General features: G+C 47.3%; 17 protein-coding genes. 9 read left to right on the forward strand and 8 right to left on the reverse strand.

Annotation, left to right across the window (positions count from 1 at the left end; translation table 11 throughout):
• Positions 1–20 precede the first annotated feature (20 nt).
• The 5 genes from D9Y29_RS14015 to D9Y29_RS14035 all read left to right on the forward strand — a co-directional run bounded on the left by D9Y29_RS14015 (position 21) and on the right by D9Y29_RS14035 (position 5311).
• Positions 21–992, forward strand: a complete 972-nt coding sequence (locus tag D9Y29_RS14015; protein ID WP_127129166.1) for a M23 family metallopeptidase — start codon at positions 21–23, stop codon at positions 990–992.
• Positions 993–1194: 202 nt separating this feature from the next.
• A complete protein-coding gene (locus D9Y29_RS14020; RefSeq protein ID WP_241237936.1) occupies positions 1195–2121 on the forward strand; it encodes a helix-turn-helix domain-containing protein in 927 nt (308 codons plus the stop codon).
• Between the two features lie 708 nt (positions 2122–2829).
• Complete coding sequence (locus tag D9Y29_RS27060; protein WP_206513780.1) at positions 2830–2940, forward strand: hypothetical protein; 111 nt, start codon at positions 2830–2832, stop codon at positions 2938–2940.
• Positions 2941–3125: 185 nt separating this feature from the next.
• Entirely contained in the window at positions 3126–4298 is a 1173-nt protein-coding gene (locus D9Y29_RS14030; RefSeq protein ID WP_127129185.1) for a PepSY-associated TM helix domain-containing protein, read from the forward strand.
• Between the two features lie 395 nt (positions 4299–4693).
• On the forward strand, positions 4694–5311 hold the full coding sequence (locus D9Y29_RS14035; protein ID WP_127129187.1) for a hypothetical protein: 618 nt from the start codon (positions 4694–4696) through the stop codon (positions 5309–5311).
• A gap of 67 nt (positions 5312–5378) precedes the next feature.
• Here D9Y29_RS14035 and hemL read toward each other — a convergent pair whose 3' ends face one another.
• The 7 genes from hemL to hemA all read right to left on the reverse strand — a co-directional run bounded on the left by hemL (position 5379) and on the right by hemA (position 12910).
• The gene (gene hemL / locus D9Y29_RS14040) at positions 5379–6668 is read right to left on the reverse strand and encodes a glutamate-1-semialdehyde 2,1-aminomutase (RefSeq protein ID WP_241237937.1); all 1290 of its coding nucleotides are present in this window, start codon (positions 6666–6668) and stop codon (positions 5379–5381) included.
• A 142-nt stretch (positions 6669–6810) separates the two neighbouring features.
• A complete protein-coding gene (gene hemB / locus D9Y29_RS14045; protein WP_127129189.1) occupies positions 6811–7785 on the reverse strand; it encodes a porphobilinogen synthase in 975 nt (324 codons plus the stop codon).
• Between the two features lie 38 nt (positions 7786–7823).
• The gene (hemF, locus tag D9Y29_RS14050; protein WP_127129191.1) at positions 7824–8741 is read right to left on the reverse strand and encodes an oxygen-dependent coproporphyrinogen oxidase; all 918 of its coding nucleotides are present in this window, start codon (positions 8739–8741) and stop codon (positions 7824–7826) included.
• Positions 8742–8880: 139 nt separating this feature from the next.
• Positions 8881–9909, reverse strand: a complete 1029-nt coding sequence (hemE, locus tag D9Y29_RS14055; protein WP_127129193.1) for a uroporphyrinogen decarboxylase — start codon at positions 9907–9909, stop codon at positions 8881–8883.
• Between the two features lie 15 nt (positions 9910–9924).
• Positions 9925–10644, reverse strand: a complete 720-nt coding sequence (locus D9Y29_RS14060; protein ID WP_241237946.1) for a uroporphyrinogen-III synthase — start codon at positions 10642–10644, stop codon at positions 9925–9927.
• A gap of 2 nt (positions 10645–10646) precedes the next feature.
• Positions 10647–11573 (reverse strand): hydroxymethylbilane synthase, encoded by a 927-nt coding sequence (gene hemC / locus D9Y29_RS14065; RefSeq protein ID WP_127129197.1) that lies wholly within the window; start codon positions 11571–11573, stop codon positions 10647–10649.
• A 95-nt stretch (positions 11574–11668) separates the two neighbouring features.
• Entirely contained in the window at positions 11669–12910 is a 1242-nt protein-coding gene (hemA, locus tag D9Y29_RS14070; RefSeq protein WP_127129199.1) for a glutamyl-tRNA reductase, read from the reverse strand.
• A gap of 172 nt (positions 12911–13082) precedes the next feature.
• Between hemA and hemH the strand changes: the two genes are divergently transcribed.
• The 4 genes from hemH (at position 13083) to D9Y29_RS14090 (ending at position 20223) form a co-directional block, all read left to right on the forward strand.
• Positions 13083–14108, forward strand: a complete 1026-nt coding sequence (gene hemH, locus D9Y29_RS14075) for a ferrochelatase (protein WP_206513781.1) — start codon at positions 13083–13085, stop codon at positions 14106–14108.
• Positions 14109–14129: 21 nt separating this feature from the next.
• The gene (locus D9Y29_RS14080) at positions 14130–14657 is read left to right on the forward strand and encodes a CopD family protein (RefSeq protein ID WP_127129201.1); all 528 of its coding nucleotides are present in this window, start codon (positions 14130–14132) and stop codon (positions 14655–14657) included.
• Positions 14658–15944: 1287 nt separating this feature from the next.
• Entirely contained in the window at positions 15945–19316 is a 3372-nt protein-coding gene (gene ileS / locus D9Y29_RS14085; RefSeq protein WP_127129203.1) for an isoleucine--tRNA ligase, read from the forward strand.
• 4 nt (positions 19317–19320) lie between these two features.
• The gene (locus tag D9Y29_RS14090; RefSeq protein ID WP_127129205.1) at positions 19321–20223 is read left to right on the forward strand and encodes a TraR/DksA family transcriptional regulator; all 903 of its coding nucleotides are present in this window, start codon (positions 19321–19323) and stop codon (positions 20221–20223) included.
• A 178-nt stretch (positions 20224–20401) separates the two neighbouring features.
• On the opposite strand, the gene D9Y29_RS14095 is transcribed toward D9Y29_RS14090, so the two are convergent.
• Positions 20402–22510, reverse strand: a complete 2109-nt coding sequence (locus D9Y29_RS14095) for a S9 family peptidase (protein WP_127129207.1) — start codon at positions 22508–22510, stop codon at positions 20402–20404.
• Between the last annotated feature and the right edge of the window lie 66 nt (positions 22511–22576).

Here is a 22576-nt window from a genome sequence, read left to right on the forward strand (position 1 = left end):
CCTGGTGACCACGGATTCTCATGAAAAAGATTAAGTATTACTATAATACCAATACGCTTCGTTACGAGAAGCTTGAGACCCCCCTGCGGGTGAAACTCCTCCGGGTACTGGGTTTCATTTCCGCTGCCATCGTTACCGCTATTATAATTGTATCGATCGCTTACCGATACTTCCCTTCAGCTAACGAAAAAAAACTGATGGAAGAGAACGAAAAGCTGGAAGATCAGTTCGAAAGCCTGGAACAGGCAGCCCGAAAATTATCACAGCGATTGACTGAACTGGAGAGCCGCGACAATGATATTTACCGCACCATCTTTGAAGCCAATCCAATCCCGGACAGTATCAGGGCGCTTGAAATGGCGCAGCAGAAAGAATGGAAACTGGTCAATAGTATGACCAACTCTGAACTGGAGAACTCCATCGTTCAAACGCTCAACAACCTGAACAACCGGATGTCTAACCAGGACAAATCTTATAGTGAGATCACCAAGTTCATCGCCAACAAAGAAGAGCTTCTCGCCTGTACTCCGGCCATTCAGCCTGTCAGCAACTCCGATCTCAAGCGTGTGGCATCCGGTTTCGGAAGCCGCATCGACCCGGTATACAAAACCATCAAATTCCACGCTGGTCTTGATTTCTCTGCACCCCAGGGAACGCCCATCTACGCCACCGCCAATGGTTCCATCCGCACTGCCGGCAATCTCGGCAACGGTTATGGCAACCACGTGATCATCAACCACGGCTACGGATATGAAACACTTTACGGGCACATGTTCAAAGTGAAAGTGAAGTCCGGCCAGAAAGTGAAACGCGGCGAGATCATCGGATGGGTAGGCAGCACCGGAAAATCCACCGGTCCGCACTGCCATTACGAAGTTCACAAGAACGGCAGGCCCATCGATCCCATTTATTTCTTCTACAATGACCTCACTCCTGAACAGTTCGACAGGTTGCTGAAAATGGCGGCGAGTAGCAACCAGAGTTTTGATTAACAGGGCATAATCCCTTACAAGCAGGCTGAAACCCAATGCAGGCACGAACTCCCGACAGTTTGCCAGACACCTGACAATCAGGATATTGTCATGGAGGTTTGACAATTTCATGACCCGGTGGCTCAACCTTATTGAGAACTTATGCGTTGTTAGCTGTACATTTGCACCGCCGTATATGCACCATCCGCCCGACATATTAGCAATGGCTTACAAGCAGCCGATCATGCAGGAAGAGATGAATCTGTTGTTCGAGAAAGAGCAGCAGATCCCTGGTTCTGTTCAGTACATGATCCATCGTTACGAAAAGCATTCGCAATGGAGCATCGAGGATACAGGTATGATGGTGTATCATTTTCGCAAGAACGATCCCAAAGAAAATTACCTGGAGCTTCGCTTCTGTTTGTCTGGTAATGTTTATTGCAAACAAAAATCCACTGAGTGCGACCAGTGCAAATTTGGCAACAGCCGATCCTGCAGCGACCGTGCTGAAACAGTGGACGTATTGAGTTTTCGTTTTGCCCCGGCCCATTTATCCCAGTTTGTCCGTTCCAATGCCCCGGTGAATTCTTCATCAGATGAGATCCTCCAGTTCCTGCATCCTTCTTCATTCACCAAACTGCTCAACCTTTGCGGCAGAACACGTATGGTGCTGGAAGCCGTGTTGAATCACAACTACACGGGCAGCATGGAGAATATATACATCAATGCGCAGGTCCAGATGCTGTTGCTCTATAGCCTGGAATGTATGCTGGGTGAAGAGAAAGGCGAAAAAGGGATCGAAGCGTTCCAGTGTAAGTTCCTCGCCAATGAAGCTGATCGCGACAAGATCGTGAAAGCCCGCGAGATCCTCATTCAGCATATCGGTGAGCCCATCACCATCAAGGAGCTGAGCCGCAAAGTAGCGATCAATGAATGCTACCTCAAGAAAGGTTTCAAAGAGCTCTTCGGTACAACTGTTTTCGACTTCTATCAGAACCAGCGAATGGAACATGCGCGTTACCTCCTTTATGAAAAAGGACTGAGCGTAACCGAAGTTTCCATGATGCTTGGCTATTCATCCATTTCACATTTCTCTACGGCGTTCAAGCGTCATACCGGCATCAAGCCATGTGAATTGCTTCTCCATTAATTTCTTTAGTCAAAAGGATATGACGATCCGGGCTGATGAAACATACCAGCGCGGGAGGATTTTTTTGAGCTGTGGTTTGGTTGGATTGGCTGTGGAAATACTATTCAACTTCTTCGCTTATGTTTCAAAGGCCGGATCATTCATATCCTTTTGCCATGGGCCCTCAGGGTGTGCTGCAATTCCATTTCATAATGTCATTCCCATATGCAGCCTTCACATAAGAAATGCTTCACAGGATTTCCCTTTCATCTGTCATAAAGAATACGCCGTACTTTTTCCCCTCCCTTTCTCCCCCGTGAACAGGGACTGGAGCGGGTGAGAGGTGGGGCAGATCCGGCCTTTGAAACAAAAGCGAAAAAGCCCGGTACTGCACCATCGCCCAACCCACTCCAACAACAGCTCAAAAAAATCCTCCCGCGCTGGTTTGTTTCATCAGCCGGATCTGCCCCACCCCTCATTCGCTCCAACAACCCACTCTCAACACATATTTCTTTTCGCGTAAACACTCTTTCCCGTTCCAGTAACCTGTTCACCTCCTCCCCGCTCTACTTTTGCTTCTTATTCAAGGAGGGCAAGGGATAGTGTGTTCTTTCGCATTAGTTTGCCAGAGGTGATGGAGACAGTACAAATCAACCTCAATCACTTTGCAACTCTGTATACCAGGTAAGACTATTTGGGCTGAACGCATTTCGCGTTCCGGCACATTCAGTGAAAATATTTGATGCATCAGGTGAACTCATTGTACAATTTTTTGGAAAAAGGAAACCCGGTTATCCTGAACTGTCCGCCTGGTCGGCTTTTGCCGCTGGCCTGCAGTAACCGGTTGCGTCCCGCTAACTTTTTTCCATAATGTGGAAGGTGCGGCCCTGTTCCCAGGGCGGCACTAAAAATTTTTTTGAACTGGTTATTTCGGCAATTCTCATAGCTGTGTCAAAAATCAGCATTGTAGCAGCTCCTGAGGTCAAATCCAGTGAAAACATTTATTTCTAATTTATTTTCGTGAAATGACCCTCAAAAAACTTGTTGGCAAGCTGCATTTGTGGCTCGGACTGGCGTCCGGGCTTGTTGTTTTTATAATTGCCATCACAGGTTGCATCTATGCATTCCAGGCTGAGATCAGCGATCTCAGCCAGCCTTACCGTTTTGTGGAGAAAAGTGATAAGCCGCAATTGACGCCATCACAATTCAAAGCGATTGCAGACAGCGTGCTTCCCGGGAAACATCCGCACAGCATCAATTACGATACCCGCGAAGGACGCGCTGCCGCCATCATATTTTACAGTCCAGATCCCGAATACTACTATTCGGTTTATGTAAATCAATACACCGGTGAAGTCTTGAAAGTGAAAGACATGCTCCACGGGGATTTCTTTCGCTTCATTCTCGATGGACATTTTTATCTCTGGCTGCCGGATGCGATCGGACAACCTGTAGTGGCCTGGAGTACAGTAGTATTTGTTGTGATGATGATCTCCGGGGTCTTTCTCTGGTGGCCTCGCAACAGGGCAGCCCGAAAACAAAGGTTCAAAGTGAAATTCAACGCCAGCTGGAAACGCGTGAACTACGATATCCATAATGTACTGGGCTTTTACATGAGCTGGGTGGCCATCATCCTGGCTGTAACAGGACTGGTCTGGGGCTTCCAGTGGTTTGCGAAAACGTTGTATGCAGTTACCGGTGGTGAAAAGACCTACGAATTCTACGAACCTCATTCCGCAGACAAGAATATCGCTACCTATACTCCAACAGCAGCAGTGGATGTGATCTACGAGAAAATGAAAGCGGAATATCCCACTGCGGAAATGTTCGAAGTACATTATCCTGAAACAGATTCCTCTTCGCTGGGCGTAGCTATCAATCCCGATGCTGATACCTACTGGAAGTCTGACTACCGCTATTTTGATCAATATACTTTGAAAGAAATTGAAGTAACACATATTTACGGCAAATTCAAAGATGCGCATGCGGCTGATAAGCTGGCGCGAATGAACTATGATCTGCATACCGGCGCTGTATGGGGATTGCCGGGAAAGATCCTCATGTTCTGCGCAAGCCTTATTGCGGCCAGCCTGCCCGTGACTGGCTTTCTGCTCTGGCGTGGAAGGCACAGGGCTAAAAAGAAACTGGCGGGTAAACCTGCTTCCTCCCAAAAAACATTAAACCTGCAGCAAGCTTAATTGATGATGTAACCCAGTGTGCATCTGCTTTTGCATACATTCTAAAAGCAGGGTGGGGTTGTATTGCGCACATTTTCGTTTTTTGATCAACGTCAATGAATACCCGTTTTTTTATTATTTGTTTTTAAGTGAATGGTTTTTTCGTTTCCTTTGCAGCCGCAACATTGATCCAAACCATGAAAAATCAAAACACTGCTCTGAAAACCTGCTGCCGTTACACCCACCACGATAGCTATAAACCGGATTTGTTATTTGATGCAGTAACCAGCATTACCGGATAAGACAGTTTTAAATTTTTCCCATCTACAATTAAACGCTCTGAACAGGCATGAAAATGCCTGAATGGAAATGCTATTGTTCAATATTCAAATAACCTCAATTCAAAACTCAATCAAATGAAAAGATCGTTTGTGTTTTTTTGCGCCTTGATGGCCGGTGCTCTGTCTTTCTCCTCTTGCAACAAAGACCTGAAAGATGACCTTAATGAATTAAAAAGAGATATCGGTGAGGATGAGCCAATCACCGCTACAACCACTTTCACTGATTTAAAGAATACGGAGCGCAAACTGACTGCTACCTTCAAATACAAATGGGATAACAGTTATACAGACGCAATGCACAAGAATTCAAATGGTACTTACGATATCAATATTCGCAGGTATGCGGATAGATATAGCGAGAACGAAATTGAGCTGTCTTTTGTTTATGATCCTGCCACCAAGAAAATTCTTTACAAGTACTTCGAACTCAATTGGGATGACTTGGGACTTTCAAATGGAGAAATTGAGGTTTATGAGGAAGGCGAACCACGAACCGGCCTCACTTTCAATATCGATATCAAAAGCATCGATGTGCAGGCGGGTACCATCAATTTTGATGTGAAGATTGAAGGGACCAAAGAGTTTTCAACTAATAACCCCTACGATGTTCCTAACCGGAATTCCGCTTTCGCAACTGCCTTTTCATTCAATGGAAAGCTCAGTGTGTACGACAATAATGAAATGCCAAACTAATTTGGTGAATCACACATAAAAAGGATGGTCGTAGTAAACAGCGACCATCCTTTTTTATACAAGTATTTTAAAATATCTCTTTCAAACTCTCTTCAGTAGCCTTAATAGTTGCATCCAGGTGTTCCTGCTGCATGGCATTGTTCAGGAACCAGCTTTCAAAGGCAGAAGGCGGAAGATACACGCCGCGTTTCAGCATGGCATGGAAATATTTCTTGAAGAGATCATTGTTGGCGCTGGAAGCAGAAGCGAAATCAGTTACAGGCTTATCGCTGAAATGTACGCTGATCATGGACCCCAGTTGATTGATCACATAAGGTGTACCGGAAGCTTTCAACACTTTGTCAAGTCCATCTCTCAAATACGTTGTTTTATCATCCAGCTCATTCAGCAGATTCGGTTGCTCATTAAGGATAGACAATAATGTATAACCTGCGATCATGGCAATAGGGTTTCCGCTGAGGGTACCCGCCTGGTAAACGCTACCAAGTGGGGCTACCATTTCCATGATCTTGCGTTTGCCGCCGAATGCGCCAACGGGTAATCCACCTCCGATCACTTTTCCATAAGTGACAAGGTCCGCATCGATTTTCAATTTCTCCTGGGCACCACCGCGGGCAAGCCTGAAGCCCGTCATCACTTCATCGAAAATGAAAACGATCCCTTCTGCATCGCAGATCTTACGGATACCTTCCAGGAAACCAGGTTGCGGAATGATGCATCCCATATTGCCGGCAACTGGCTCCACGATGATGGCCGCCACCTGTGATTTGTTTTCAGCAACAAGTTTTTCAACCGCCGCCAGATCGTTGTAAGCGCAGGTTAGTGTATCGGCGGCTGTGGTAGCAGTAACGCCAGGCACAGCCTGGATATTCAATGTGGCCACGCCGCTTCCCGCTTTCACGAGAAAGGAGTCTGCATGGCCATGATAACAACCTTCGAACTTGATGATCTTATTCCTGCCGGTGTAACCGCGGGCCACGCGGATAGCGCTCATACAGGCTTCTGTTCCACTGCTCACCATGCGGATCAGGTCTACGTTTGGCGTCATGGTTTTGATCAGTTCCGCCATTCTGATCTCCAGTTCAGTAGGAGCTCCGTAAGACGTGGAGAACACTGCCTGCTCCTGGATGGCTTTCACCAACGGCGCATATGCATGACCGAGGATCATCGGCCCCCAGGAAGCAATGTAATCGATATAACGGTTGCCGTCCACATCGTACAGGTAAGTGCCTTCAGCACGCTGGATGAAAAGTGGCGTGCCGCCTACGCTTCTGAATGCACGAACGGGAGAGTTAACACCTCCCGGAATGCTTTCCTGTGCACGGTTGAACAGCTCAATGCTTTTAGTATTGTTCATAGAAAGAATGTTATGTTTTGTTTCGCTGCCGCCAGTAGCTCGCCTCTGGCGAGTTACTTCTATTTGTTCGCCTCCGGCGAACACTGCGTCGCCGGAGGCGACTAATCAAAAGTCACTCGCCGGAGGCGAGCGACTGGGCACCCTAACTGATCAGCCTCACTGCGTCCTTTGCGAAGTATGTGGCAATCAGATCGGCTCCTGCACGCTTGATGGCGGTGAGTGTTTCAATGATAGCCTTGTCTTCATCTAAAATGCCGGCTTTCGCAGCCATCTTGATCATGCTGTATTCGCCGCTGATATTGTAGGCGCTAACGGGAATAGTTACGCTATCTTTTACTTCTCGGATGATATCCAGATATGCGAGTGCAGGTTTCACCATTACGATATCTGCACCCTCATCCACATCCATCAATGTTTCTTTGATGGCTTCAATACGATTGGCGTAGTTCATCTGGTAAGTTTTCTTGTCGCCAAAGCCTGGAGCAGAATCCAGGGCATCGCGGAAGGGGCCATAGAAGCAGGAAGCGTATTTGGCGCTGTAGCTCATGATGCCGGTCCGGGTGAAATTGTTTTCTTCCAGGGCTTCACGGATAGCCGCGATACGACCATCCATCATGTCGCTGGGAGCAACAAAGTCGGCGCCGGCCTGCGCGTGGCTCACGCTCATGGCTGCCAGCACTTCCACGGTAGCATCATTCACAATCTCCTGTCCTTCCACAATTCCATCATGACCAAAAGAAGAAAAAGGATCGAGGGCCACGTCCGTCATGACCAGCATATCCGGGCAGGCATTTTTCGCGGTCTTGATGGCGCGTTGCATCAGGCCGTCTGGGTTCACTGCTTCGGTTCCTTTATTATCTTTCAGTTCATCCGGCACTTTCACGAAAAGCAGGATGCTTTTCAAACCGAGACTCCACAATTCTTTCACTTCGCGTGCGAGGTTATCCAGGCTCAGCCTGTAATAGCCGGGCATGGTGCTGATCTCTTCTTTAACGTCTTTACCTTCCACAACAAACAACGGCACGATAAAATCTTCCGGTCTGAGAATGGTTTCTGCCACCATCGCGCGGATGGCGGGAGATTGCCGGAGGATCCTGTTTCTTCTTTGTAAATACATGATCGTTTTATTTTAGTGAGATAACAGTTTTCTTTTTTCTATACCCATTCTTTTGGACGAAGACAGGCTTCGAGTAATCTTTCTTCCTCGCTACCCGGAGCCGGCTGGTAATTGTATTCGAAGCGCACTGTTGGAGGCAGGCTCATCAGGATGCTTTCGATACGACCGTTGGTCTTCAGTCCGAAGAGCGTACCGCGGTCGTGCACCAGGTTGAACTCTGTATAACGGCCACGGCGGATTTCCTGCCAGTGTTTGTTGGCTGCATTCCATTCCATATTTTTCCTCTTTTCCACAATCGGTACGTAGGCGGAAATGAAAGCGTTGCCACATGCCTGTCCGAAACGAAACCAGAAATCAACGTCTTTCGTTTCATTGGGGCGTTGGTGATCGTAGAAAATGCCGCCAATGCCCCTGCGCTCGTTGTTGCGATGCGTATTCACGAAATACTGATCGCATTCGCGTTTGAAATCAGGGTAGAAAGATGTGTCGAACTGATCGCAAACATTTTTATAGGTCGAATGAAAATGGATGGCATCTTCATTGATCAAATAATAAGGTGTGAGGTCTGTGCCGCCACCGAACCAGCGGTCTGTAACGTTGTGGTTCTTATCGTACAATTCAAACATACGATAGTTACAATGTACAGTGGGCACGAAAGGGTTGAGCGGGTGGACCACCAGCGAGAGGCCGCAGGCGAACCAGTTATCTCCATCAATTTTCAATTGATTGCGCATGGCATCGGTAACGGGACCGTACACTACGGATGTGTTCACGCCTCCTTTCTCGAATACTTTTCCATTGGCGATCACGCGGGTCTTGCCGCCGCCGCCTTCCGGACGTTCCCATTTGTCTTCGAAAAAGCGGGCCTGTCCGTCTGCTGCTTCCAGCGCAGCACAGATGTGGTTTTGAAGGTCGTGGATGAACGCGATCCAATTGTCTTTGATGGGATTGTTCATTTATTTTTTTTTTCGAGAGTGGCCAGTCGCTCGCCTCTGGCGAGTGACTTCTAATGGTTCGCCTCCGGCGAACACCGCGTCGCCGGAGGCGACTAAATAAAAGTCACTCGCCAGAGGCGAGCGACTGGGCGGCACTCCGCTATTTTTTCGTATAGGCTTTCACGGTATCAACAAACGCCCTTGCATGATCTACCGGTACATTCGGCAGAATACCATGACCGAGATTGGCGACATGTTTATAGCCGCCGAATCCGTCCAGCATTTTCTTTACAGACTTTTCAATTTCCGGAATGGGGGCTAACAGTCTGGCAGGATCGAAGTTGCCTTGCAGTACCACGCGGTCGCCGGCTTGCTGACGTGCGAACTGTGGTGTATTGCACCAATCGATACCCAGGCCATGTGCGCCGGTTGCCGCCATGCGGTCCAGGCTATGCCAGGCGCCTTTGGCGAAGATGATGGTGAGCACTTCGTCTTTCAGTGCTTCCACGATCTGGCGGATATAGAAAAGACTGTAAGTTTCGAAATCATCCTGGCTCAGGAGTCCGCCCCAGCTATCGAAGATCTGGATCACGTCTACACCCGCCTGCACCTGACCTTTCAGGTAAGCGATGGTAGTATCAGTGATCATCTGCAGCAGTTGGTGAGCTGTTTCAGGTTGGGTATAACAAAATGCTTTGGCTTCGTCGAATGTTTTGGAACCCTTGCCCTGCACCATATAGCAGAGGAGGGTCCAGGGAGCGCCGGCAAAACCGATCAGCGGTACGCGGCCTGCCAGTGTTTTTTTAGTGAGTCGAAGGGCATCGTAAACATAGCCAAGATGCTCATTCACATCAGGGATACGGAGTTTGGAAAGATCATTGATATGCTTGATAGGATCGGGTAAGAGCGGGCCCTTGCTTTCGATCATCTGTACTTCCATTCCCATGGCTTCAGGCACTACCAGGATATCCGAGAAAATGATTGCTGCATCCACACCCACCTGTTCAACAGGCTGAATGGTGATCTCTGTTGCCAGTTCGGGTATGCGGCACCGTTCGAAGAAAGAATACTTTGCCTTCAGTTTCATATAATCCGGGAGATAACGGCCAGCCTGACGCATCATCCATACTGGGGTACGTTCAGTGACTTCTCCTCTCAGTGTTCTTAATAACAGGTCGTTTTGCAGCATCTTTATTTATATTAATTACTTCTTGATAAAATATTCCTTCACCAGGTCAAGCATACATTGCTGGGTAGGCGTTTTACATATGATCACTGTATTGTTCGTATAATCGGAAATGGCTTTGGCTGTTGTGTTACCGATGGCGAAGCATACGGTGGAAGCGGGCAGTTTATTGGCAGAGAAGAAACTGCTTACAGCGCTTGGACTGAAGAACAGTACACCATCGATATTCTCTTTCAGTGTTACCGGTGTTTCGATGGTTTCATAGGTGATTACTTCGTTCACTTCAATGTCATGTTCACTGAGGATATTGGGCAGTTCATCTCTTCGCTGGTTGCTGCAAAAGAAGACTACGCGGTGGATATCGTCGGCGGCAAGAATGGTCTCTGCCAGCAGCGCGCCAGTAAATACATCGCCGGTGGGCTCATTGTCGAATAGCTCGAGAATAGCATCCCTGGTGGTGCCTGCGAGTGAAAAGATCTGCCAGTGCGTAGGTGCGGCATCCAGGTCTTCATTGGCATGCAGTACTGCTGCCACAATTTCCACTGCGTTGCGGCTGGTGAAAATTACTGCCGTGCCTGGCTCATAAGTGAGTGGCAGCACGGTTTCCAGGGTTTCACCGCTGAGCACCGGTTCGATGAGGATCAGTTCTTCCTGGTGGAAGGCGATGCCCTGCTTCACTAAATTTTGTGTGAGTGAAGGGATCAATTTTTTTGTACTAAGGATACTGTATTGCGTCATTTTCAATCAGGAAGATCAGTTTTTTGAATACCATCGGCAATTTCCTGTCCGCCGTTGGCGAGCAGTTCTGCTGCATAAGTTTTTCCTATTCCTGCAGCTTCTGAGATCTGTATCGTTTTATCGATTTCCACTTTATGTTTTCCGTCAACGGAAAGAATGTTACCACGGAAATGCACCTGGTTGTCTGAGATCTGCGCCAGTGCGCTGATAGGAGTTGAACAACCGCCGAGCAGAGCGCGGAGAAAATCCCTTTCAATTTTGGTACAGAGGTCGGTATTGGTATCGTTGAAGGTGCTGCATGTTTGCAGCAGTGATATGTCATTGGTTCTGCAGGCTACGGTGATGGCGCCCTGTGCGGGAGCGGGCAGCATCCAGTCGAGTTCCACGGAGTTTTCCGGACGGAGTGCGATACGTTCCAGTCCTGCTGCGGCGAAGATGGCGCCGTTCCAATTGCTTTCCTCCAGTTTGCGAAGCCGTGTATTCACGTTGCCCCGGAGGTTTTCGATGGTGTGATGCGGATAACGGTTCAGCCATTGTGCTTTGCGGCGGATGCTGCTGGTGGCAATGATGCAATCAGCAGCAGCGAGCTTATTGTCGAAAATAAAATGTTCTCCTTTATAGATCAGCAGGTCTTTCCAGGAAGCCCGTTTGAGAACGGCGGCCTGTGCAATGCCTTCGGGTAATTGTGTGGGCACATCTTTCATGGAGTGTACGGCCAGGTCGATCTTATTATTGAGCAGGGCAATATCGAGGCTGCGGGTGAAGATCCCCTGCACGCCCATTTCATAAAGCGGGGTTTTGAGATCAACGTCTCCTTCGCTTTTGATATAAACCAGTTCTGCTTCAACGCCCTGATCGCTGAGCAGGCTTTTAACCTGGTTGGCCTGCCAAACTGCGAGCTGGCTCTCTCTTGTTCCTATTCTGATCATAACATTTATATACCGGTGATGATAGCGCTGCGGAGGCGCGCGGATGGCCGCAAGGTAGTTGATACCCTGTTATCATCACTCAATTGATGGCAAAGTTAATTCGAACCTGTTGTAATAAACTCGTTGATGGCTTCGATGTACTGGCAGCCGCGAGTGTTTTGCTGGCGCATCTTGGTAGCCATTCCATTGATTACCCGCTGAATCTTCAGATCGGAATCAACCGGGCGGGTTGTTACTGTACCCGGACAAAGTTGAATATATGAAGGGAAGGTTTGAATTTCTTTCAGCTTGGTTTTAACCGCTTTGAGAACGGGCACATGCTTGCGCATCTCGTGCCAGTCTGTGAAGTCTGCAATATGCTCTTCGATAATCGCGAGCGCAAGCGGCACTTCCGCTTCCCTTTTCTGTAAAGTGGCGTCATTGATCTTCGACAGCTCATCAACATTTACAAGTTGAACGTTGGAAAGTTGGCGGGAGGATTCTTCCACATTGCAGGGGATCGAAAGATCGATCACCAGCTTATTGCCCTGGCCCTTGAGATGGGAAGCCAGAATGGTGGGCGTAGCAGCATTGGTGGCTACGATGATAATATCTGATCTGCGGATATGATCTGTGAGCAGATCGGCAGGCACATATTGTACACCCAGTTCAAAAGCCAGTTCCGCAGCTTTTTCCTGCGTACGGTTGATGAGGGTGATATTGGTAGTGCCTAAATAATCGATGATATTCTTGCAGGTGCTTCTGCCGATCTTTCCCGTGCCGAGCAGCAGGATCTCTTTACCGGCAATATCTGCTATGTTTTCTTTGATGAACTGGATGGCGGCAAAAGAAACGGAAACCGTTCCACCACTCAGTCCAGTATTGTTCTTGATGGCTTTGGAAGATTGAAGCACGCTGTTCACCAGCCTTTCCGTGAATGTGCCGATAAATCCTTTCTCGCGTGCAAACTTCACTGCTACTTTCAGTTGACCTACAATCTCATAGTCTCCGAGGATCTGCGAATCAAGTCCTGCGCCCACGGAAAACGTATGTTGAATAGCGCTCATGCCACTTTTCACATAAGCGAGTTGCGAAAAAGTATCTGCATTGCCTTCCGTTTGATGGCACAGTAATTGGATTAATTGTTCCGGCTGATCGGCGAAACCATAAATCTCTGTTCTGTTACAGGTGGAGAGGATGAATAATTCGTTGAGGCCATAAGAAGGCGCCAGTGAAAGAAGGGAAGCGTATTGGTCATTGTTGATAGCGAATTTTCCCCTGATGGCAGCATCTGTCTTCTTATAGTTAATTCCGGCAATAAAAAACTTCGATATGTCTTTGCTACTCTGTCCTGGCATGAAAGTGAATTTCTAAATCACAGCGCAAAAATACCCTCGGAAGCGTCAATCACCTAATCTGTCTGTCATTCTACTGTCATTTTACTGTATGATAAAGGTCACATAAAATAGTGATCAACCTCAGTGAACTTTTCATTCAATACAAAGTTACTTTTGCAAATCATTCGAAAATATGGCAATGGTTAAAAAAGGAATTGTATTGATGAATCTCGGCAGCCCGGATTCTACAGCAGTAAAAGATGTGCGCAGATACCTGGATGAATTTCTGATGGATAAGCGGGTGATCGATACTCCCTTACTCTGGAGAGCTCTGTTGGTGAAAGGTATCATTGTGCCTTTCCGCGCACCAAAATCAGCTGAAGCTTATAAGAGTATCTGGACAAAAGACGGATCTCCGTTGATCGTGATCAGTAAACAACAACAGCAGGCATTGCAGGAACAGGTGGAAGAGCCTGTGGCCATCGCCATGCGTTATGGCAATCCTGCACCCTGGGATGCTTTTGATGAGCTGATGCAGAAAGCACCCGGGCTGGAAGAAGTGGTACTGGTGCCGATGTATCCGCATTATGCCATGAGCAGTTATGAAACTGCTATGGAATATGCTAAGAAAGTGCATAGGGATAGAAAATATCCATTTAAACTGTCGGTTGTTCCCCCGTTCTATAAGGATCCCCGTTATATCGATGCGTTGTCTGAAAGCATCAGGCCCTTCCTGACTGAAGACTATGATCATATTGTATTCAGTTATCATGGGATCCCGGAAAGGCATGTTGAAAAAACAGACCCTTCAGGAAAACATTGCCTGAAGATAGGTGACTGTTGTAATGTTGCTAATCCGGCGCATGCTTTCTGCTATCGCCATCAAATTCTGGAAACTACAAAGCTGGTGGCTGAAAAGCTGAATATCCCGAAAGAGAAATACAGTCATTCCTTTCAAAGCAGGCTGGGGCGTGACGAATGGCTGAAACCCTATACAGCTGTGCGTTTGGCCGAAATGCCGAAGGAGGGGATCAAAAAACTGCTGGTGGTTTGTCCGGCCTTTGTAGCTGATTGCCTGGAAACCCTGGAAGAGATGGCAGAGGAAGGAAAGGAAATATTTTTACATGCGGGTGGAGAATCATTTACATTGATCCCCTGTATGAATGAGCATCCCAAATGGATCGGGGCTTTGAAGGAATTAGTGCAGGACGCGAAATAAATCCTGACCAAACTACTGTTTATGTATCTCTATATCAAAGCGCTTCATATCATTTTTGTGGTCACCTGGTTTGCGGGTCTTTTCTACATGCCCCGGCTGATGGTGTACAATGCGGAGGCTGGCGCACAGCCCGAGCCGGCCCGCGATATTTTGCGGAATCAGTATAATATCATGATGAAACGACTATGGTTCGGGATCACCTGGCCATCGGCGGTACTGACCCTGATCTTTGGGTTAACAACCTGGTACCAGCTCGGCGTTTTTCCGGAATGGTTAAAGATCAAATTACTCTTTGTTACCGGCCTGTTCATTTATCATGGATCACTGCATATAATTGCGAAGCAACAGTGGGGTGGGAACTTCAAATACAGTGGTCAGCAATTGCGCATCTGGAATGAAGTTGCAACAATATTCCTGGTAGCGATTGTGATGTTGGTAGTAGTGAAAGAAAATATGAGTGTTGTGTGGGGGCTATTGGGATTGATATTATTTGTAGTGGTGTTGATGAGTGCGATAAAAATTTACAAACTGGTACGAACGAAGAAATAAAATGTAGAGAATCCGATACAATTCCAGAAAATGGTTTCCCATATCGGGGAAGTATAACCGGAGAAATGTATTTAAACAAAAAGAGCGTGCAGGTTTCTGCACGCTCTCAGCATTTTATAGGGATAGAAATACAGTGGAATAAAGGGAGCCGACTAATTAGCTGCAATCGCTTGTTTTCCTTGTGGATATTGAGTTACAGCGATTTCCATCGAGATGCAATATTACCGGATACCGGAAATTAAAAACGGGAAATGGCGATGATGGAAATGTATTAAAAGAAAAAACCTTTCCTAGTTTTTAGAGTTTTAAAAGGAAAGGGGAGCAGGAATACTCCCCTTTTTAACCCCTAAACCCTAAACCGTAGAAAAGGTTTTTCATATAATGAGTTCAGAATGTCGATTCAAAAAGCTGTTGTTGTCTTTTTCGTTTCAGCATTGCTGTTCACTGACAACATTTATACAGTTTCATAAATTGTGCCAAAGCTTTTAAATGTGGAAAAAGCTGAAGCAAAATTCAAAGAACTTGATCGTTTTAATTTTGTTTTAACGTACCTGCTCCTGATCGGAATTGATGTTTCTATATTCCGAAATCATTCACGGAAAAGCGTCAACAAAACAAGTCAAAACGAACCTGGCTTGCAAGCCGTTTTTTCTTTACAACGATAAAATGAACTGTGCTACTTAGTAATCAGATGAGTCTCGAATTAGTATAACGGTTGTCGTTAGACATGGTGCCGCGTTTCATTGCTACGAATTGACTAATTCAAAAGGAACAGTGGAGCTTTTAACCAGAGTGTATCTCAATCCGGAGGATTGAATGCCTTGTTTTCGGCAGCGTTTCAGAGTTATTTACGAAAAGCAGTTGCTTTCGGTTTTTCAAATATCAGAAATAATTTAACACGACAGCATTAAATCCTGTAATTTTTTTTTAATATATACTTTGATGTAATCGGTGACGTATAACCGAAGTTGTAACAGCTACGCATCACTACCTGCCAACAGGCTGAAAATCTGTGTGGTAAACGGTTTCATCCGACCGTAAAAACACGGTTTCATCGTAAATTGACTAATGACAAAAAAATAAGCGCATTTTTTGCATGCCTGATCCGGTTATTTATCATGACTGATGCAGTGCTTTTTGCCTCCCCGGCATCTCAATTTTATAACAGAGGACCATCCCGGATACCCTGAAAATTCAGTACCTTTGCACACTTTTAAACCACGGATTTTACCAGTTCCGGCCTGCCCCTCCGGGGGAAACGGTCTGGATATTAGCTCGAATCATTATATGTCAGCCAAATACCAGGAATTCTCCAGATTGAACCTGCCTGAAATTGAGCAGGAAACCCTTGCCAAATGGGATGCTTCCCAGGCTTTTGAGCAAAGTGTGTCGCTCCGCGAAGGCGCACCCCATTTCGTTTTCTACGAAGGACCGCCCTCTGCCAACGGTATGCCCGGCATTCACCACGTGATCAGCCGCACCCTGAAAGACCTGGTATGTCGTTACAAGACCATGCAGGGCTTCCAGGTAAAAAGGAAAGCCGGATGGGACACCCATGGCCTCCCCATCGAACTGGGCGTAGAAAAAGAATTGGGCATCACCAAAGAAGATATCGGTAAGAAAATCACCGTTGAAGAATACAACCTGAAATGCCGCGAAGCAGTAATGCGCTTCAAAGACAAATGGGACGATCTTACCCGCAAAATGGGCTACTGGGTTGATCTTACCGATCCCTATATCACTTTCGATAACAGCTATATCGAAACACTCTGGTGGATCCTCCAGCAATTTTACAAGAAAGGATTGCTCTATGAAAGCGTGAGCATCCAGCCATATTCCCCCGCTGCAGGTACCGGCCTCAGTTCCCATGAACTGAATATGCCCGGCACTTACAAGAACGTGAAGGACACTTCCGCCGTGGTGATGTTCAAAGCCATCGAGAACAACCGTACCGCTTTCCTCTTCGAAAAGGCAAGGGCTAACGGTAATGCAGAGTTGTTTTTCATGGCATGGACCACTACTCCCTGGACCCTTCCTTCGAACCTCGGACTCACCGTAGGCGCCAATATCGATTATGTACTCGTGAATACCGTGAACCCTTATACGCATATCCCGGTGAATGTTGTATTGGCGAAGGACCTCCTCGGAAAATATTTTAAACCCGAAGGTGAAAACCTGACGGTTGATACCTACAAAGAAGGCGACAAAATTCTCCCCTGGACCATCCTCACCACTTTCAAGGGGGCCCAGATCGAGGAAGCACGCTACGAACAGCTCCTCCCATACGAAGCCAACAGTGCTGCTGTAGCAGGCGGCGATCCGTTCCGCGTATTGCTGGGAGATTTCGTTACCACGGAAGATGGTACCGGTATCGTACACACGGCGCCGGCATTTGGTGCGGATGACTTTAAAGTGGGTAAAAAATATGGCATCGGCATCCTGATCATGGTTGACAAGCAGGGGAAATTTGTTGATGGCCTCGGAGAATTCAGCAACCGTTACGTAAAAGATTACAAGAACGAAAAGGACTATGTAGATGTGAATGTAGACATCTGCGTGAAATTGAAAAAAGAGAACCGCGCCTTCAAGATCGAAAAATACGAACACAATTATCCGCACTGCTGGCGAACAGATAAACCCGTTCTCTATTATCCGCTGGAAGCCTGGTTCATAAAAACAACGGCACTCCGCGAGAAAATGGTGGAGCTGAACAAGACCATCAACTGGAAACCGAAATCAACCGGCGAAGGCCGCTTCGGCAACTGGCTGGAAAATATGGTGGACTGGAACCTCAGCCGCAGCCGCTTCTGGGGAACGCCGCTGCCCATCTGGAAAACGGATGGAGAAGAGAATATCGAATTCAAATGTATCGGCTCCATCGAAGAGCTGAATACCGAAATCAGGAAGGCCAGTGAAGTATTGGGCGGTGATGTGAACAAGAACTATCTCCATGAAGGTATCCTCGATCTGCACAAACCATATGTGGACGAGATCGTACTGGTTAGCACTACGGGCAGGCCAATGAAGCGCGTTCCTGACCTGGTGGATGTTTGGTTCGATTCAGGCGCCATGCCTTATGCGCAATGGGGGCTGGATTACGAAAAACTGAAAGCCGGCGACCCGCGCCCCTTCAAAGCGCCGTTCGGAACAAACTATCCCGCTGATTACATCGCAGAAGGTGTTGACCAGACCAGGGGATGGTTCTATACCCTGCATGCCATTTCAAGCCTGCTCTATGAGAATGTGGCTTACAAAACCTGCGTGAGTAACGGCCTTGTGCTCGACAAGGACGGCAACAAAATGAGTAAGCGTCTCGGTAATGTGGTGGACCCTTTCAAGACCATCAATGAATTCGGCGCCGATGCCACGCGCTGGTACCTGGTGACCAACGCATCTCCCTGGGACAATATGAAATTCGACCTGGAGGGCATCAGGGAAGTACAACGTAAATTTTTCGGTACCTTATTTAATACATACCAGTTCTTTGCCCTTTATGCCAATGTGGATGGATTTGCCTTCAAAGAAAAATACATCCCACTGGCAGATCGCCCGGAGATCGACCGCTGGATACTGAGCTCCCTGAACACCCTCATCAGCAAAGTGAAAGCGAGCCTGGATGATTATGAACCTACACCGGCAGGACGTGCGATAGAAGAATTTGTTGGAGAGCAGCTCAGCAACTGGTATGTGCGCCTTTGCCGCCGCCGTTTCTGGAAAGGAGAATATGAGCACGACAAGATCTGTGCTTACCAGACATTGTACGAGTGCCTGGAGAAGATCAGCTTGCTGATGGCTCCAATCTCTCCGTTCTTCAGCGACAGGCTGTACAATGCGCTGAATGACGTTACCGGGCTCCGCAAGGAAAAATCCGTACACCATGTGCTGTTCCCTGAAGTAGACAACACTGCAGTGGACGCATCGCTGGAAGAGAGGATGCAACTGGCCCAGGATGCATCTTCGCTGATCCTCAGTCTCAGGAAAAAGGTGAACATCAAGGTTAGACAGCCCCTGCAAAAAGTACTGATCCCCGTTCTGAACCCGGATATGAAAATGCAGATCCAAAAAGTGGAAGACCTCATCAAGAGTGAGGTGAACGTGAAGGAACTGCAATACCTGACCGAAGATGGGTTCATCAAGAAAAAGATCAAGCCGAATTACATTGCACTGGGCAAAAAGCTTGGTCCAAAAATGAAGTCAGTAGCGGCTGCGCTTGGTAGTTTTACACAGGATGATATCAATCGTTTAGAAAAAGAAGGGTCAATTTCATTGTTAATTGATAACGAACCCTTAATATTACAGGCTAATGAAGTAGACATCACCAGTGAGGATATTCCAGGCTGGATGGTAGCGAACAAAGACTCTCTGACTGTAGCGCTCGATATCACCGTAACCCCTGAACTGATCAGCGAAGGCAATGCCCGCGAACTGGTTAACAGAATCCAAAAGATCCGGAAAGACAATGGGTATGAACTAACGGACAGGATCATGGTCCAGTTGACCGATCATCAGGAATTGAAAGGTTCAATCGCTCAATTTAATACCTATATTTGCGCGGAAATTTTGGCAGATAAACTGGAATTGGTCCCTGAATTGCCTGATGGCACTGAAATTGAGGTGAATGATATTCCATTAAAAGTGTTTGTCACTAAAAAAGCCTAACAGTATGGCAACCAAGAAGAAAGCAGCTAAGCCAGCAAAGAAGGCCGTCGCACCGAAAAAAGCGGCGCCGGCTAAAAAGCCTGCTGCCAAACCTGCTGCTGTCAAGAAAACAACTAAGCCTGTTCCGAAGAAGGCAGCAAAACCTGCGCCGGCAGCGAAGTCTGCACCGGCTAAAAAAGTTGCGGCACCTGCGGCTAAGAAGCCTGCTGCTAAACCAGCTGCAAAGCCAGTTGCAAAGGCCGCTTCTGCGCCAGCTAAAGCTTCCAAACCGGAACCTAAGAAAGTAGTGGCTGCCACTGTGAAGGCTGCGGAAGTAAAGAAAGTTGCAGAGCCCAAACCAGAAGTGAAGAAAACTGAAGTAAAAAAACAGGAGCCCGTTGCTCCCCCTCCAATTCCGAAGAAAACTGTACCCCCAACTCCCCCGAAACCGGTTAAAGTGGTGATTCCGGAACTGAAGACGAAGTCTGTTCGTAAGTATGAGCCGGATTTTACCAAATCTGTATTAGATCAACCTGAAAACATACAAACGGGACCTACCATGAGATACAGCGACAGTGAATTACAAGAATTCAAAGACCTGATTCTGAAGAAGCTCGAACAGGCAAAGAAAGAATTGACTTACCTGCAGGGATTAATCACACGCAAGGATGAAATGGGCGGCGATGAGAATGAGAATCGCTATATGACCATGGAGGATGGAAGTGTGAGCATGGAACGCGAACAACTGGCACAAATGGCCAGCCGTCAGATCAATTATATTGATCACCTGGAAAAAGCGCTCATGCGTATTGAGAATAAAACCTACGGTATCTGCCGTGTCACAGGTAAGCTCATCGACAAAGCACGTCTTCGTGCTGTGCCCCATGCTACATTGAGCATCGAGGCCAAACAGATGATGAACAAATAGTAATTAACCTCAAAATTTTAATAGATCCCGGCTGTGAAATCAGCCGGGATTTTTTTTGTCTCAGAGTGGGCACAGTCGCCAGGAGGCGATGCGGTGTTCGCCGGAGGCGAACAAATAGAAGTCACTCGCCGGGAGGCGAGCGACTGCCAGCTCTCCGATCTTTTAGTCAGCCTCTGTTCTATTTGAATTCAGCCGGTACAGGCTTGTTCAGCAGGTTCACATACCAGAACCGTACTGCTTCGTTCCTGTTATGAATGCGTTTGTTCATGCTGTTGGCGCCGATGCTGTGGCGTTCACCAGGATAGATCATCAACTCGAAATGTTTTCCCAGTTCTTCCAGTTTATCAACCAGCACCATGCTGTTCTGCATATGCACGTTATCGTCTGTAGTACCATGCACGATGCGCAGACCGCCCTTGTATTTATTGGCGTAGGTCATCACTGAAGTGTTCTTATATCCTTCAGCATTGTCTTGCGGTGTATCCATGAAGCGCTCTGTATAATGCGTATCATAGAATTGCCAGTCCGTAACCGATGCATTGGCTACGCCGAATGAATACACATCAGCGCCATAGGTGAGTGCCATGCAGGTCATGTAGCCACCAAAGCTGCCTCCTGTCATCGCAAGTTTAGCAGGGTCAGCCCAGGGCTGGCTTTGAAGCCATTTGCCTGCTGCCATGAAATCTTCGATCTCATGAACGCCGAGTTTGCGGTAGATATAGTTCAGTCCATTTTTTCCGAAATGACCACTGGCGCGATTATCAATTGCCACCTGCACCAGGCCTTCCTGGGCCCACCATTGTGTGAGTCCGCCAACAGGTCTCCAGCGATCATACACGGTGCCGGCATCAGGGCCACCATAAATGCTCACAAGGATGGGGTATTTTTTTGTGGGATCGAAGTTGATGGGATAAGTGATGGTCACCGGCAGGTCGAACAATCCATCAGTGGACTTTACGCGTACCAGTTCTGTACGGGGGATTGCGTAGTTGTCGAACTCAGTGCCTTTGGAATCTCCGAGCATACGCACCAGTTTTCCTTTGCCGTCAACAAGCGCCATTGCAGGGGCAGTTGAGAGGTTGGAGTAAGTGGTAATGAAGTATTTTCCACTGGGTGAGATTTGGACCATATCGTGTGAGTAATCCCCGAAACTCAGGCGGGTAAGGCCCTTGCCATTGAGACCAACTCTATACAGATCGAAGCGGGCGGAATTTTCTTTCCTGGCCCTGATATAAAGCATACCTGCTTTCTCATCAAATTTCAGCAGCGATGTACTCCAGAAATTACCATTGGTGATCTGGTTGATCAGTTTGCCGGACATATCGTAATGGTAGAGGTTCTGCCAACCGTCCTTATCGCTTTTCACGATGAAGCCTTTGTTGTTGGAGAGGAATTCGATACGATCATTGTCATCAAGCGTGATCCAGGTTTTCTGTTCTTCTTCGTATACAATATTCTTACTGCCATTGGCTGTATTCACATTAAATATCTTCAGTTGATTCTGATCGCGGTTCATCCATTGGATCCAGAGTTGTCCGCCAGGAGTCCAGTAAGGAGCGCCGAAGTACTGATCATCTTTCTCATTGAAATCGGCCCATGTTGTAGCAGCGGTTTCGATATTCACCACACCCATTTTTACTTCAGGGTTTTTGTCGCCTGCTTTGGGATAGCGTGTGTTCTCGAGATAACCATGCTGGTCTTTCAATACATAGATAGGGAAAACAGGCACCATGGATTCATCAAAGTGCATGTAGCAGATCTGTTTGCTGTCAGGACCCCACCAGAAAGCGCGGTAGTTGCTGGCGCGGCCGAGGATCTCTTCAAAATATACCCAACTCGCATAACCATTAAGGGTAGTAGCGGAACCATCGGTGGTGAGTTGTTTTTCTTTTCCTGAAGCCAGTTCCCTGGTGTAAAGGTTATTGTCTTGTTTGGTATATGCGATCCATTTGCCATTGGGGGAGGCGGTAACGTTGCGGGCGCCCTCAATTTTGGGGAGAGGAGGATAAGAAAAAGCATGATTGGCGGAAGCGATATACGGAGCGGTCTTTCCTGTTTTCGCATTTACGGATACAGTAATGGATTGTCCATTTTCTCCTTTTTGCATTTCAAGATAATGGTCATCATCTGCCCATCCCCTGATATTGGGTAATGGCTTCGTTACATTGGCGGGGAGGTTGTTCTTCAGCAACTGGTCTGCTGTGAATTGTTTTTTTTGTGCTGCTGCAGGGAGACCAATAGTCACCAGCAGTAAACATACAGCAGCAGAGAGCAATCTCTTCATCATGAAAATTTTAATTAAGGGGTGAATGTACGAAAAGAGAGGCCAAAAATGACTGTCAGACCATAATTG

Origin of the sequence: Pseudoflavitalea rhizosphaerae (assembly GCF_003991355.1) — a bacterium.
Taxonomy (GTDB): Bacteria; Bacteroidota; Bacteroidia; order Chitinophagales; family Chitinophagaceae; genus Pseudobacter; species Pseudobacter rhizosphaerae.